Here is a 13,426-nt window from a genome sequence, read left to right on the forward strand (position 1 = left end):
CCTAGTGGCGGCCGCTTGACATCCCTCTTGAGATGGCCAGCTAACTGCTCCGGCCCCTCGGGTACGGATCAATAGAGCCGTTCGAAACGCTTTTGCTCACGCTGAATTTTCTTGGCGTGGCGTTTTACGGCAGCTGCCGCTTTGCGTTTACGCTCAGCAGTCGGCTTCTCATAGTGCTCGCGGCGGCGTACTTCAGAAAGAACACCGGCTTTTTCGCAAGAACGCTTGAAGCGACGCAGGGCGACGTCAAACGGCTCGTTATCACGTACTTTTACAGAAGGCATTAAGCACTCACCTACCTTAAGGAGTCTTGAGTTCGGATAGTACGTACACTTTTAGAATACAGTGTACGACCCAGTTTTACAGCGCACAGTAGTCTAGTCGTGGTTGGCGATCTTTGCAAATGCTTACGCGCCTTAAGCATGAGAATGCTAAACTAGGCGACTGATTAGCAGTACTGGTTTCTAACCTGCAACTTTTTAACTTACAACGAGTTCTTCAGCCATGCGCGTACTAGGCATTGAAACGTCTTGCGATGAAACGGGCGTCGCGATTTATGATACTTCGCACACTGGAGGCCGCGGCCTGCTCGCTGACGCGCTGTATAGTCAAATTGCCATGCATGCCGAGTATGGCGGCGTGGTGCCTGAACTCGCTTCTCGCGACCATACGCGCAAACTATTGCCACTGATCGAACAAGTATTGCACGACGCCAAGCTGACGCGTAGCGACCTAGACGGCATTGCCTACACTGCTGGCCCGGGGTTAGTCGGCGCACTCATGGTGGGCGCCAGCACAGCGCATGGTATGGCACGTGCGTTGAACATCCCCGTACTGGGCGTACACCACATGGAAGGCCACCTGCTAGCCCCTATGCTGGAAGATGATGCCCCTGACTTCCCTTTCGTCGCCTTATTGGTCTCTGGCGGACACACTCAACTTGTCGAAGTACAGGCCCTAGGACACTACCAGTTACTCGGGGAATCCGTTGATGATGCAGCGGGTGAGGCCTTTGACAAAGCGGCCAAAATGCTCGGGCTCCCCTACCCCGGTGGCCCTCACGTTGCTAAGCTTGCTGAACAGGGCAATCCAAAACGCTTCCGCTTTCCACGGCCAATGACCGACCGCCCTGGCCTGGACTTCAGTTTCTCCGGCTTGAAAACCCACACGCTGACCGCTATTCGCCAATTAGAAGCTGCTGGCGAGCTAGACACCCAGGCCAAGGCTGATGTGGCGAGGGCATTTGAAGAAGCCGTAGTGGACACCCTGGTTATCAAATGTCGCCGCGCACTGGATCAAACCGGATTGAAGCGCTTAGTGGTGGCAGGAGGCGTTAGCGCTAATCAACGCCTGCGCGAACGCCTCGCGGTTGAAACGGAGAAACGCAACGCGCGATCTTATTACCCTCGCGGGCGCTTCTGCACCGACAATGGCGCGATGATCGCTTATGTGGGCGCCCAACGACTGGCGGCGGGTGAGCATGATGACAACGGCATTATGAAGGCTACACCGCGCTGGCCGCTGGACACGTTAACGCCTACTAAACACCTATAGCTCCTACACCTCTAGCCCCTGCCTAGCCGCGTAGATGAGGCTCTTCTCCGCGGCGCAGGCGGCGAATATTTAACCCATGGCGAGCAAGCACCAGTAGGCTGAACCCACTCACGACCACAACATAGTCAGGTGCTAGCCACGCACAAGCCAGCGGTGCGACGAATGCACTAACAAGCGACGCTGCCGCTGCCATGCGTAGCCGCCAAGCCAGCAGCATCCAGCACACCGCACTAAGCAGTGCCACGCTGGGTACCAATATCAACAGCACACCAAACGCACTGGCAACCGATTTACCACCGCGAAACCTATGCCATAGTGGATAGCTGTGACCTAGCAGAACAGCAAATCCAACCGCCCCTTGCAACCAAACAGGCAGCCCTAACAATTTGGCTGCCAGCACTGCAGGTGCCCCTTTTAATGCATCTAGTAAAAGCGTGGCGACGGCTAAGCGCGGCCCGTAAAGGCGTAGCACATTCGAAAACCCAGGGTTACACGAACCGCAATATCGCGGATCAGGAACACCTGCTAGCCGGCATACGCTAAGCGCCGCCAACCAGCTTCCGCTTAAGTAGCCCACCATCATCCATATCACTCCGCCCACCATCTTGGCTCCTTCCCAGCGTTAGATCGTACCTAGCTGTCGTTTCGCGCTATCCTCAAGTACAATCCCCCGCTTGTTGACGCTAGAGGAATAGCTGTGGATCGCATTTTGATCGAAGCGCTGGCAGTAGATACCGTCATCGGTGTGTACGACTGGGAGCGCACTATTGTTCAGTCTTTGAGCTTGGACTTATCGCTCGCAACGGATATTCGTCCCGCCGCCGCTGCAGATGATTTGAGCCTAACGCTTGATTATGCAGCCATTTGCCAGCGAATTCAGCGCTTTGCCGACGAGCACCAATTTGCTCTCGTCGAGACATTTGCCGAGCGCCTAGCTGAGTGCTTACAGCAGGAGTTTTCCATTATCTGGCTGCGCCTTACCGTACGCAAACCGGGTGCCGTTCCACAAGCCGCTAGCGTCGGTCTTGAAATCACCCGCGGCACGCTTCCATGAGCTTGGTTACTCTCAGTTTAGGCAGCAATATCGATCCGGACACTCATATCCGCCTGTGCCTAGATGCGCTTGAAGACACGTTTGGCCTCCTTCAAATATCGCGCATATTTGAAAGCGAGCCGGTAGGGTTTAGCGATAATCGCAACTTTTACAACCTTGTGGTTGCCTTTGATAGCGATTGGTCGGTGGGTGAGCTGCAGGCGTGGTCTAAGCAACTCGAAATTGCCCATGGCCGCACTCCCGATATGCTTAAGTGTAGTCCTCGAGCACTGGATATTGACCTGCTCACAGTGGGCGGTATTTGCGGCACTATTGACGGTGTTACCCTGCCCCGAGGGGAAATCACGCACAATGCCTTCGTTCTACAACCGCTGGCCGAACTGCTACCCGATCAGTATCACCCTATCTATGGCTTGTCTTACGCTGCGCTATGGCAGCGCTTTGAATTGGGTAGTCAACGCTTATGGGCCATCGACTTTCATTGGCGTGGGCGCTGGATTTCCCAGGCAGACTCTGTGCCAAAGGCGGTATCCGCTCGCTGAACAAAGCCTATAACCAGCCCTTAGTGCGTATCCATCAGCGCACTTGCTACTGCCTGTTGGCGGTGCTCACGTAGCGCCTTACCTAAAGCTGCACCGCGATAACCCGCTTGCAATAGCACTTGAGGGTCAACGCTTTGTGCAGCCTGCCACGCCCGATTCAGCGGTTCGAGCGTATTCTCTGCTAAACGCTTAATGAGTTGTAACTGTGCATTAACCTGCGCGGGCTTACGCCAACCGTCCAAACGCTCCAGCCAGTGCAGAACGCGTTCGTCACTTAATGGCTCGGCCAATATATCCCTACTCAACGCCACATGGCGCGCCAGCTGCGTCACCGCATTAGGCAATCGCAATCTAATTGCCAGCGCATCACGCTGAGCATCATTCAATACCGACACCAACAACGCGTAGCGCCAGTGAGCCAGAGGAAGTGAGCTGTCGATAGCTACCTGTGCAACCGTCTCAAGCGCCATCACCTCAAGTGCGTTTGCCAGCACAACGTCATCGGTTAGCTCAGGCCACCAAGCAGCCAGCGCCTCGCAATCTTTTAAGGCGGTGAAGTAACGGTCAGGATTTGGTTCACCCAACGCTTTTTCGGTTTCGACCCACACTCGCTCCGCAGCAAGGTGGCTAAGCTCACCACTGCGGCTTACATCTCGCATTAGTTCGAGGGTTTCAGGCGCAATGGCAAACCCTAAGTGCGCATAACGGGCAAGAAAGCGTGCAGTGCGAAGCACCCGTAGGGGATCTTCACTAAATGCCGGGGACACATGGCGTAATAGCCGCTGCTCAATATCTCGCTGTCCGTTAAAGGGATCGGTCAACGCACCATCAAAGCGCTGCGCAATCGCATTGATGGTTAAATCACGTCTTGAAAGGTCTTCTTCTAAGGTCACATCAGGACTTGCGTGTACTTCAAAGCCACCATAACCGTGGCCAGATTTTCTCTCAGTGCGCGCTAGCGCATACTCTTCGGCGGTATCAGGATGCAGGAATACTGGAAAATCGCGCCCCACTGGTTTAAAGCCCCGCTGTTGCATGACTTCTGGCGTGGCACCGACGACGACCCAATCATTATCCACTACCGGCCAGCCTAACAACGTATCGCGCACTGCCCCGCCAACACGATAAACATCGAGTCCTTTGGTTTTCGCATCCACCTGAAACACGGCTACCGCCCTTTTTTCAATGTCTCGTGTTTTAATGTCTCGTATTTTAATGTCTAGGCTGACGGCTAGGTACGCTGATGCGCTCACCCGATTCCATATTGAGAGCGGTTAACGACCCACCCCACACGCAACCAGTATCCAGCGCTTCAACCTTTATCTTGGCGTTCGGGGTTTGGCCCTCTAATGCAGCCCAGTGCCCGAATAACAGTTGAAGCGCATCGGCTCTTGGGTATTGAAACCAAGGGGTGAACCCGTCAGGCGCACTTTCCAAGCCTTCTTTAGCAGCAAAGTCTAGCCGACCGTTAGCGTCGATAAAGCGCATGCGGGTAAATATATTGACGAAACAGCGCAAACGATCAATCCCTTCTAGATCATCATGGAACTGGTCAGGTTGATTACCAAATAGCTGCGTTAAAAAATCACCCGAACGCTCACTAAGCAAGGCCGTCTGCACTTCTTGGCTAAACGATACCGCTTGCTCGGCGCGCCACGTTGGCAACACACCGGCATGGGTCATCAGCGCATTGTTTTCATAAACTGCCAATGGCTGGCTTTGCAGCCAATCCAGCACCTGTTCGCGCTGTGGTGCTGCAAGAATATCGCTTAGAGTGTCGTTTTTTTTCAGTTTGCCGCCGCCACGAGCCACCACCAACAAATGAAAATCGTGATTACCCAGCACGCATCGAGCGGCGCTGCCTAACGCCTGCACTTCCTGCAAGCAAGCCAGCGAGCTAGGGCCACGATTGACCAAATCACCAACCAGCCAGAGTGTATCGTTTGCTGCATTGAAGCTTAGCTTTTCTAGCAAACTGACAAACTCGGCATGACAGCCGTGCAGATCACCAATGGCATAGGTGCTCATCGCTCCCCCTTTTAGAGAATGGTCAGTGAAGCTGACGCGGCACCGCTAGCCTGAAAGGCGCAATGGGCACTTCAAAAGCTCGCTGGGTGTAGGTGTTAAGTAACGTGTAAGCGCCTTCCATAACGCCTACCGGCGTTTGCAGAATGGCTCGACTGGTGTAGCGAAAACGCTGCCCCGGGCCAATTAACGGCTGCTGGCCCACCACCCCTTTGCCACGCACCTCTTGGCTATCACCGTTACCTTGGGTAATTTTCCAGTAGCGCGCCATAAGCTGCACGCTATGAGGGCTTTGGTTATGCACCGTCACGGTGTAACTAAACACGAAGCGCGACTCACGGTCATCTGACTCGGCTACACGGTATTCAGGCACGACGCTAACCTCAATGGCTAGGGCACTCACGCGTCAGCACTCCCATTACCACCAAGCGCTTCGTCAATAGCCACTTGGTTGGCGATAGTGACGTACTCTGCAACCGTCAAGGTTTGAGGGCGCCGTGCAGGGTCAATGCCTAGTGCTTCTAATGTTTCTGCGCTTACCCTGCCTTTCAGGTTATTGCGCAGTGTTTTGCGTCTCTGACCAAACGCCAGCTTGACCAATTCAAACAGCAGCGCTGGGTCATCTGCTGTTTGGGGCAAGCTTTCGTGAGGCGTTAGCCTAACAATGGCGGAGTCAACTTTCGGCCTGGGAACAAAGGCTTCCGGCGGTACGACAAACAGCTGATCCACGTGGCAGTAATATTGCGCCATCACCGACAGGCGCCCCCAATCAGTGCTACCTGGCTCAGCGGCCAAACGCTCAACAACCTCTTTTTGCAGCATAAAGTGCATATCGGCAATCGCATTGCCCATGGTTAACAGATGCACTATCAACGGCGTCGAGATGTTGTAAGGCAGGTTACCGACGACTCGCAGCGCAGGGCCATCCCCTTTTAGCGCGGCGAAATCAAACTTTAGCGCGTCACCCTCATGTATAACAAAGTCAGGGTAGTTAAAAAACTGCACCCTTAAGCCCGGAATAAGGTCACGGTCTAATTCAATGACTTCAAGCTTTCCTGCCGCCTCTAGCAACGGAGCAGTGAGCGCGCCTTGCCCAGGGCCAATTTCGACGAGTCGGTCGCTTTCGCGAGGCCCAATGGCACGGACAATACGCGAAATGATGCCGAGGTCACGCAGAAAGTTTTGACCAAAGCGTTTACGAGCGCGGTGCTGCTGAGGCACTTGAGACATCTAACAGTGTTCCTTGGAGGGTTGATTCATAAAGCATTTAAGCCATTGGCGCGCTGCGCGGAAAGTCGCTTTGCTAGCGCTAGGGCAACGCCTAAGCTATTGGGGTCGGCAGTGCCGCGACCGGCTAAACTGAGCGCGGTACCGTGGTCTACCGAAGTACGCACCAGCGGCAAGCCAAGTGTAATATTCGCTGCCTGACCAAAGCCTGCGTATTTTAACACTGCCAGCCCCTGGTCATGATACATCGCCAGCACCGCATCAACGCCCGCTAAATGGCGCGGGGTGAAAAGCGTATCCGCTGGCAGCGGGCCTTGAACATCAAGGCCTTCAGCGCGCAGCGCTTTCAGCGCGGGGATAATAACATCGAGCTCTTCGCGCCCTAAATGGCCATCTTCTCCGGCATGAGGGTTTAACCCACACACCGCAATGCGCGGAGCGGCAATCCCAAACTGTTTTTTCAGATCAGTCGCAAGCAAACGGCTAATACGGGTAATTTTGTCGTAGGTAACCGCATCCGCCACGTCACGCAGCGGTAGGTGTGTGGTAACAAGTGCGACGCGTAGGTCACTGTTACCCTGCCAACGGCTCGACTGGGCATGCAGCGCCTGGTCGGTAGCCAACAACATCACGACCTCATCAACCCCACAGGCATCGCGCAGCCATTCGGTGTGACCAGTGAAGTTAGGAAAACCGCCTTCGATAATCACCCCTTTATGCAGCGGTGCAGTGACCATGGCCGCTGCATGCCCCTGCTGACAGGCGTCTACAGCGATTTGCAACGTCTCTAGCACATAGCCTGCATTAGCAGGGTTGAGCACGCCTGGGAGTGCTGGTTCGCGAAGTGCCACGGGCCACACAACCAAATGCCCTGGCGAGGAAGTAACCCCGCTTCCAGGGGCTGCTTCTATCACATCAAGATGAAGCCCCAGCAGCGATGCACGCTGTTTTAGCAACTGCGTATCGCCAATAGCCACCGTATTATTCAATTGGCCATTGGCGGCCAGCATCAGCGTGATTTCTGGCCCGATGCCCGCTGGCTCTCCGGTAGTTATCAGCAGTGGCGCACTATTGCTCATTAGATTGGCTCATTAAAGGCGAATATCGACAAAAGCCTGTTCACGCATTTCACGCTGCCACGTCTGTAGCTCTTCGTTAGCACGACGCTGGAAAATGGCCTGACGAACCTGCTCACGGCGACTTTCATCCGTCACATCCTGACGGCGACGCTCTAGCACTTCAATGACGTGGTAGCCAAACTGGGAGCGCACTGGCTCAGATAGCTGGTTAGTACTCAACGACCCCATCGCTTCTTCGAAGGCTGGCACCGTTTGTCCTGGACGCACCCAACCAAGCTCGCCGCCATTCATGGCACTGCCACGGTCGTCGCTAAACTCACGAGCGACGGACGCAAAGTCTGCCCCCTGCTGTAAACGCTGGCGAGCCTGCTCAGCGCGGGCACGAGCCTGATCTTCATTGCGCGTTGGCGTTAACTCTACCAACACGTGGCGGGCACGTACTTCTTCAATGAACGCTTGCCCCTGCTGAGATGGTTGCTGGCTCAAGAAGCGTTCAACGTCACGATCAGTCACGGTGACACGTTGACTAATTTGGCGCTGCTGTACTTGGCGCATCAACATTTCGCGGCGTATTTCTTCACGTACGTCACCCAAGGTCATGCCATCCGCCTCTACGGCATCGGCAAACTGTTCTAGCGTCATGCCGTTAGACTCAGCAATGGAGCGCAACTGGCGATTTAGCTCCGTGTCGTCCACGCTAAGGTTGGCTTGGCGAGCCATTTGTAGTTGGATTTCATCCATCACCATGCGCTCTAGTACCTGCTGAGCCAGTTGGCTACGAGGCGGTAAGTTACCGTCCTGGGTTTGCGCCTGCTGCTCTACCTGGGCAATGCGGTCATCAAGCTCACTGCGCATGATGACGCCGTCATTAACGACAGCCACAACACTATCCAACATTTGCCGCTGGGTTGATTCGAAATTTTGTGCGTAAACCGATAGCGGCACAAGCGCAGCACTCGTTCCAAGACAGAGCGCCATCATACCGCCCGCAGAAAGCAGTTTTGCCCGATTTTTCAAGCCATCGGTCAGCAGGGTCATTCTGGTAGTCATAAAGAATCTCTTTCAGTCAGTCGCCATTTAACAAAATCGTTACAGCGGCGTTGGACGGTAGCCAGGAATGGCCTGTTCAAAGTAGCCGTCAGCCTCTTGACCAACGCCACCAAGACCACGGAATACAAAGCGTAAAAATAGCCCGCGATCATTAAAGTCATCACCCACGCGGGCGGTGTCGTTATCGTCTACCCACTCACGCCATACTAGCTGTAAGCCGTAGCAGCAGTCGTTCCATTGAACGCCTGCCAGCCGTTCAAGCGCGCGGTCATTGGTTTGATCGTGCAGATAGCGACCAATCAAATCAATCCTCGGGCTGGCTTTCCAAGCAAGTGACAGATCCCACTCTTCTCGGCTGTAATCTCTAAAGCCGTCATCGCCGGGTACGACGCCTGGATCGAAACCTTCGATCTCCCAACGGTAACCAAGGTTCACTACGTGGCCAGCGGGATGGCGATAACGCGCATCAACGCTAGAGCGTTCGGTCTGTTCACGCTGGTCGTCGTATAACCATTCATAACCCGCACTCCACCGATCATTTATCTGCCAATCAAGCCGCGTCACCAACGGAGAGCGATCGCGAGTGGCTTGATAGCGGCTAAGCGGATTCACACTTGGATCATCCTCTGGACGAGCAGGCAATGTGTCTGGGTCGCCTTCACTATCGATGCGGCGCTCAGATAAATAAACACTTTGCCCAACCCCAAGCGTTAACCGATCCTGCCCAGTGGCGTCTTCAATAAAGCGAGATTGTACGCCAAGCGACACGCGATTGAGATCACCTAAACGATCTGCGCCTGAGAAACGATAAGGAGACCATAGCTGATCCCACGAGAACGCTCGCTCGCGGCTGTCAAAATCAGGCAGTTGTGTTTGGTTAGTACGTGGGACGTATGCGTAGTTCAAACGTGGCTCAAGGGTTTGGCGATAGTCTCGTCCGCGCAGCTCTAATTCACGCTCAAACACCAGGCCACTATCTATCGATGTGACCGCCGCACTGCGGCTGGGAGACGTGCCACGATCAGTGACGCGATCGCCATAATCCAACTCATAAGCGGTATGCCATAATTCGGTACGCGGCTCGATATAGCCCCAAGGTTGCTCAAAACGCCAACCGATAGCCGGCGTGAGATGCAGGCGCGTGCCGATGGCGGCCTCGCGCTCAGGCACCTGTCGCTCGTCTACATCACGCCAGAAATAGGTCGCGTTAGAGCGCCATTGCGTATAGAGACCGCCGCCTAATTGCCAGTCAGAGTTCGCTGTCAAACTTGGTAGGCGATAAAATGGCTTATCGGAATCACTCAGCGGGTCTTCCAACCGCTGAAAACCCTGGGCACGGGCATCTAACTGCCAACGCTCACCGCGGTAATCTACCTGAGCCAGCCGCTCCATACTAACGCGTTCACTATTGCCAAACTCACCACCAAAATCATCGAAATAGCGACCATCACTGGCGGCACCATAGCGCAATTGGTAATCACTACGTGGCGTCAGCGTTCCTGCATGCTGTGCATCAATATACCAGCGATCATTACCTTCAAAGCGGTTATCACCATTTTCACTGCCGTCATCACTATTGATATATCCGCCTTCTATCGTCCCTCTACTCTCTTCAAGCAGATAGCGGTACTCACCATTGAGCAGCAGCCCACGGTCAGACATCCAGCGCGGTGTAATGGTGGCATCATGATTTGGCGCTATGTTCCAGTAAAAGGGCTGCGCATAGTCAAACCCCTCATTGGAAAAGCTAATAGAAGGTGACAGCAATCCTGTATGACGGCGGTCATCAATGGGGAAACGTAGCCAAGGCCAGTAAAAAATCGGCACGTCTTTTACTTCTAAACGTGCGTGCCGTGCGGTACCAAACCCTTCTGCTTGATTCAGCTTTATGTCGCTACTAACGAGTTGCCAGCTATTGGCACCTGGATCGCACGTCGTAAATGAAGCATTGCGTAGACGATATTGCTCTTCACCGGTTTGCTCTAATTGACTGGCCTGACCGCGTAAATGTTGTTCGTAGAGCACATAGTGGCTGTTACGTAACGAGGCTCGGTCATCGTTCAGCATTAACGTGGCTTGCTCGCCGCGCACCAGCGCCTGACCATCTCGTATGGCGAGATTGCCTTCTGCATCTACGCGTTGGCGGTCGGCGGGTAAATACATCTGCGCCGCCTGTAGCTCTGTGTTTCCACGACGCAGTACAACATCACCGCGCAACAACGCTTCCCCATCTGCGGCGTAATCGACTTCCTGAGTCTCCACCGACAACGTTTCGGGGTTATCCACCGCTGGCAAGCGGTAGTCAGGCATCACATATCGCCCTCGGCACAGCTGATGCGGTGCTTCATCTTGGCTCCAGGCCTGCCAGTCAAGCGCCTCGGCAGGCAGCGCCTGGCCTTGTGCCACCGCTGAAAATGAGGCGCCAGCGAGCAAACTGCCCAACAGCGTGTGCGCAACCGGTACGGTACGCGAGATTCGCTTGCCCATGTTCGTTATCCTTGGCATCCAGAATCGGTATTATACAGCCCGCATGATGCCCGACCAGCAAGGAGCTTGCATGTCCTCTTCTAGGATTGACGCCCTCACCCAGTGGGTGGCTGAACAAAATGGCCTAAACAGCGCCGCTATCCGCCTTTCCCCAGCGGGCGGTGACGCAAGTTTCCGGCGATATTTCCGGCTGACACTGCCCTGTGGCAGCACTCGCATAGTAATGGATGCCCCCCCTAACCAGGAAGACTCAACGCCGTTCGTCGCTATCGGAAAGCGCTGGTACGCGGCAAAACTGCCCGTACCGCATATTTACGCCGCCGATCTCGACGCGGGTTTTTTGCTGCTTGATGACCTTGGGGATACCCCTTTACAAGCGCTATTCACTGATGAAGCACGCATTCAACAGAGTCATTTGGATGCACTGTCGTTACTGGCCAAGTTACAAAACCACGCCAACCCTGCCGCGCTGCCGCCTTATGATGCGACGCTGCTGAACCGAGAACTCGACCTTTTTCCTGAGTGGTGTTTAAACAATTGGCTGTCGTTATCAACGCCAGCCAGTTGGGATGCGCTGCGTGGCCACCTCGTTGAGCAAGCCCTCAATCAACCCGTCGTCAGCGTACATCGTGATTACGATGCGATGAATATCATGGTGCACAACCAGCAGCTTTACATGATTGACTTTCAAGACGCAGTGGCAGGGCCAATTAGTTACGACGTTATTTCCTTACTGCGCGGTCGCTACTGCCGCTTTTCTCAGGCGCAGTTTATGCAGTTTGTCGACTCGTTCTATCGACAAGCGCGCCAAGATGGGCGTCTCCCTCGCCATGCCAGCAATGATGAATTTCTTATCCAATGCCAAGCCATGGCCGCTCAACGCTCGCTAAAAGTGCTGGGAATTTTTTGCCGCTTAACGCTTCGCGATGCCAAACAAGGCTATTTATCACGCCTACCGCATTTTTTAGCGCATTTAGAAGATAGCCTAACCGCGCTGCCCCAGCACAGCGAGTTTGCTGAATGGGTAAGTGGCACACTGCGCCCCGCCATTGCCCTACGTTTAGCAGAAAGCACATTATGAAAGCGATGATTTTAGCCGCGGGACTTGGCAAACGGATGCGGCCACTTACCGACCACTGCCCAAAACCACTGTTACCAGTAGGCGATAAGCCACTTATTGTGCACCATCTCGAACGGCTCAAGCGTGCAGGCATTGATGAAGTGGTCATCAACGTGAGCTATCGCGCAGAGCAGATCATGGCAGCGCTAGGTGATGGAAGCGACTACCAGTTACGGATTCTTTGGAGCCATGAAGAGACACCTTTAGAAACCGGCGGAGGCATTCAAAAGGCACTCCCCCTGCTTGGTGATGCCCCGTTTCTGCTGGTCAATGGGGATGTCTGGTGCGATTACATTCCCTCAGAATCACTGCTACAGGGAAGTGACGTCGCCCATCTTGTGCTAGTAGATAACCCTTCCCACCACCCTACAGGTGATTTTTCCCTTATCAACGGGCGCGTTGGAATGGAAGGCCCTCAGCGTCTTACCTTTGCAGGCATTAGCCTGCTGCACCCGGATCTTCTTGCCGATCAGGCGCCTGGGGCATTTGCCCTGGCACCGCTGCTTAAGCAGGCAATGGCAGACAAGCGGGTCAGTGGTGAACACTTTTCAGGCCACTGGGTAGATGTAGGAACTCCAGAGCGCCTTGAGGCTCTTGAACATCACCTTTTGGCGCAACAGATCAGCAAGCGATGAAAAAGTGCGTCTATCGCTAGAAATGTTATGCTTCGCAACTAACTATAGGTGCCTAGATGAGGAGAGCGACGTGAAAGCACGGGTAAAATGGACAGATGGTCGCCAATTTGTAGCAGAGTCCGGTAGTGGGCACAGCGTCGTTATCGACGGCCCTCCTGATCATGGTGGCCGCAACACCGGCCCTCGCCCAATGGAAATGCTGCTGATGGGCATGGGTAGCTGCACCGCCTTTGACATCTTGAATATTCTTGATAAAGCCCGCGCTGATGTCACCGACTGTATCGCGGAGCTTGACGCAGAGCGCGCTGATGAAGTGCCCTCCGTATTTACCAAAATCCACGTACACTTCGTGGTGACTGGCCGCAACTTAAAAGAGAAGCAGGTACAGCGGGCGGTTGAGCTCTCCGCAGAGAAGTACTGCAGCGCATCTATTATGCTGACACAAGGCGGCGTTGAGATTACCCACTCTTTTGAGATTGTCGACGCTTGAACTACTCGGAGCGCCATCCTTCTCATGTATTAACGACATATGTATTAAAAAAAATAGCGCGGCTGGATGCATACCATGCGCTTGGCGGGCATAATACGCTCGCTTGTTTTTACCCCTACTGCGTAGCAAACAGCCGCTTTGCAGAAAGCGACTACAGCATCAC

15 protein-coding genes are annotated in these 13,426 nt (G+C 54.2%); 6 read left to right on the forward strand and 9 right to left on the reverse strand.

Going from position 1 to position 13,426, the window contains the following annotated elements:
• Positions 1-68: 68 nt before the first annotated feature.
• Positions 69-284, reverse strand: coding sequence for a 30S ribosomal protein S21 (gene rpsU / locus J4377_RS13940; protein WP_007113641.1), 216 nt, complete (start codon positions 282-284; stop codon positions 69-71).
• A 220-nt stretch (positions 285-504) separates the two neighbouring features.
• Here rpsU and tsaD point away from each other — a divergent pair, with 220 nt between their 5' ends.
• On the forward strand, positions 505-1,554 hold the full coding sequence (gene tsaD, locus J4377_RS13945) for a tRNA (adenosine(37)-N6)-threonylcarbamoyltransferase complex transferase subunit TsaD (protein WP_120386451.1): 1,050 nt from the start codon (positions 505-507) through the stop codon (positions 1,552-1,554).
• A gap of 22 nt (positions 1,555-1,576) precedes the next feature.
• On the opposite strand, the gene plsY is transcribed toward tsaD, so the two are convergent.
• A complete protein-coding gene (gene plsY / locus J4377_RS13950) occupies positions 1,577-2,158 on the reverse strand; it encodes a glycerol-3-phosphate 1-O-acyltransferase PlsY (RefSeq protein ID WP_232482795.1) in 582 nt (193 codons plus the stop codon).
• A gap of 93 nt (positions 2,159-2,251) precedes the next feature.
• On the opposite strand from plsY, the gene folB reads away from it, so the two are divergent.
• On the forward strand, positions 2,252-2,608 hold the full coding sequence (gene folB / locus J4377_RS13955) for a dihydroneopterin aldolase (protein WP_095603986.1): 357 nt from the start codon (positions 2,252-2,254) through the stop codon (positions 2,606-2,608).
• On the forward strand, positions 2,605-3,150 hold the full coding sequence (gene folK / locus J4377_RS13960) for a 2-amino-4-hydroxy-6-hydroxymethyldihydropteridine diphosphokinase (protein WP_253485995.1): 546 nt from the start codon (positions 2,605-2,607) through the stop codon (positions 3,148-3,150). The genes folB and folK overlap by 4 nt, the downstream gene beginning before the upstream one ends.
• Before the next feature lie 20 nt (positions 3,151-3,170).
• Here the strand turns inward: folK and J4377_RS13965 are convergent, their stop codons facing one another.
• The 7 genes from J4377_RS13965 to J4377_RS13995 are packed head-to-tail and all read right to left on the reverse strand — an operon-like array spanning position 3,171 to position 11,018.
• Entirely contained in the window at positions 3,171-4,316 is a 1,146-nt protein-coding gene (locus J4377_RS13965; protein ID WP_253485996.1) for a polynucleotide adenylyltransferase, read from the reverse strand.
• Positions 4,317-4,362: 46 nt separating this feature from the next.
• The gene (locus J4377_RS13970; RefSeq protein ID WP_253485997.1) at positions 4,363-5,178 is read right to left on the reverse strand and encodes a symmetrical bis(5'-nucleosyl)-tetraphosphatase; all 816 of its coding nucleotides are present in this window, start codon (positions 5,176-5,178) and stop codon (positions 4,363-4,365) included.
• Between the two features lie 22 nt (positions 5,179-5,200).
• Positions 5,201-5,578 carry a Co2+/Mg2+ efflux protein ApaG gene (apaG, locus tag J4377_RS13975; protein WP_253485998.1) on the reverse strand — a complete coding sequence of 126 codons (378 nt, stop codon included), beginning with the start codon at positions 5,576-5,578 and terminating at the stop codon, positions 5,201-5,203.
• The gene (rsmA, locus tag J4377_RS13980) at positions 5,575-6,405 is read right to left on the reverse strand and encodes a 16S rRNA (adenine(1518)-N(6)/adenine(1519)-N(6))-dimethyltransferase RsmA (protein ID WP_253485999.1); all 831 of its coding nucleotides are present in this window, start codon (positions 6,403-6,405) and stop codon (positions 5,575-5,577) included. Before rsmA ends, apaG begins: the two co-directional genes overlap by 4 nt.
• A 26-nt stretch (positions 6,406-6,431) precedes the next feature.
• Entirely contained in the window at positions 6,432-7,481 is a 1,050-nt protein-coding gene (gene pdxA / locus J4377_RS13985) for a 4-hydroxythreonine-4-phosphate dehydrogenase PdxA (protein ID WP_253486000.1), read from the reverse strand.
• A gap of 12 nt (positions 7,482-7,493) precedes the next feature.
• Positions 7,494-8,531: a peptidylprolyl isomerase gene (locus J4377_RS13990; RefSeq protein ID WP_038477622.1), complete on the reverse strand. Its 1,038-nt coding sequence runs from the start codon at positions 8,529-8,531 to the stop codon at positions 7,494-7,496.
• Positions 8,532-8,570: 39 nt separating this feature from the next.
• Complete coding sequence (locus J4377_RS13995; protein ID WP_198348953.1) at positions 8,571-11,018, reverse strand: LPS-assembly protein LptD; 2,448 nt, start codon at positions 11,016-11,018, stop codon at positions 8,571-8,573.
• 70 nt (positions 11,019-11,088) lie between these two features.
• On the opposite strand from J4377_RS13995, the gene J4377_RS14000 reads away from it, so the two are divergent.
• The 3 genes from J4377_RS14000 (at position 11,089) to J4377_RS14010 (ending at position 13,263) form a co-directional block, all read left to right on the forward strand.
• On the forward strand, positions 11,089-12,099 hold the full coding sequence (locus J4377_RS14000) for an aminoglycoside phosphotransferase family protein (protein ID WP_253486001.1): 1,011 nt from the start codon (positions 11,089-11,091) through the stop codon (positions 12,097-12,099).
• The gene (murU, locus tag J4377_RS14005) at positions 12,096-12,773 is read left to right on the forward strand and encodes an N-acetylmuramate alpha-1-phosphate uridylyltransferase MurU (RefSeq protein WP_253486002.1); all 678 of its coding nucleotides are present in this window, start codon (positions 12,096-12,098) and stop codon (positions 12,771-12,773) included. Before J4377_RS14000 ends, murU begins: the two co-directional genes overlap by 4 nt.
• Positions 12,774-12,843: 70 nt before the next feature.
• Positions 12,844-13,263, forward strand: a complete 420-nt coding sequence (locus J4377_RS14010) for an OsmC family protein (RefSeq protein WP_038477634.1) — start codon at positions 12,844-12,846, stop codon at positions 13,261-13,263.
• The last annotated feature ends 163 nt before the right edge of the window (positions 13,264-13,426 follow it).

This window comes from Halomonas sp. XH26 (assembly GCF_024138895.1).
GTDB lineage: Bacteria > Pseudomonadota > Gammaproteobacteria > Pseudomonadales > Halomonadaceae > Vreelandella > Vreelandella alkaliphila.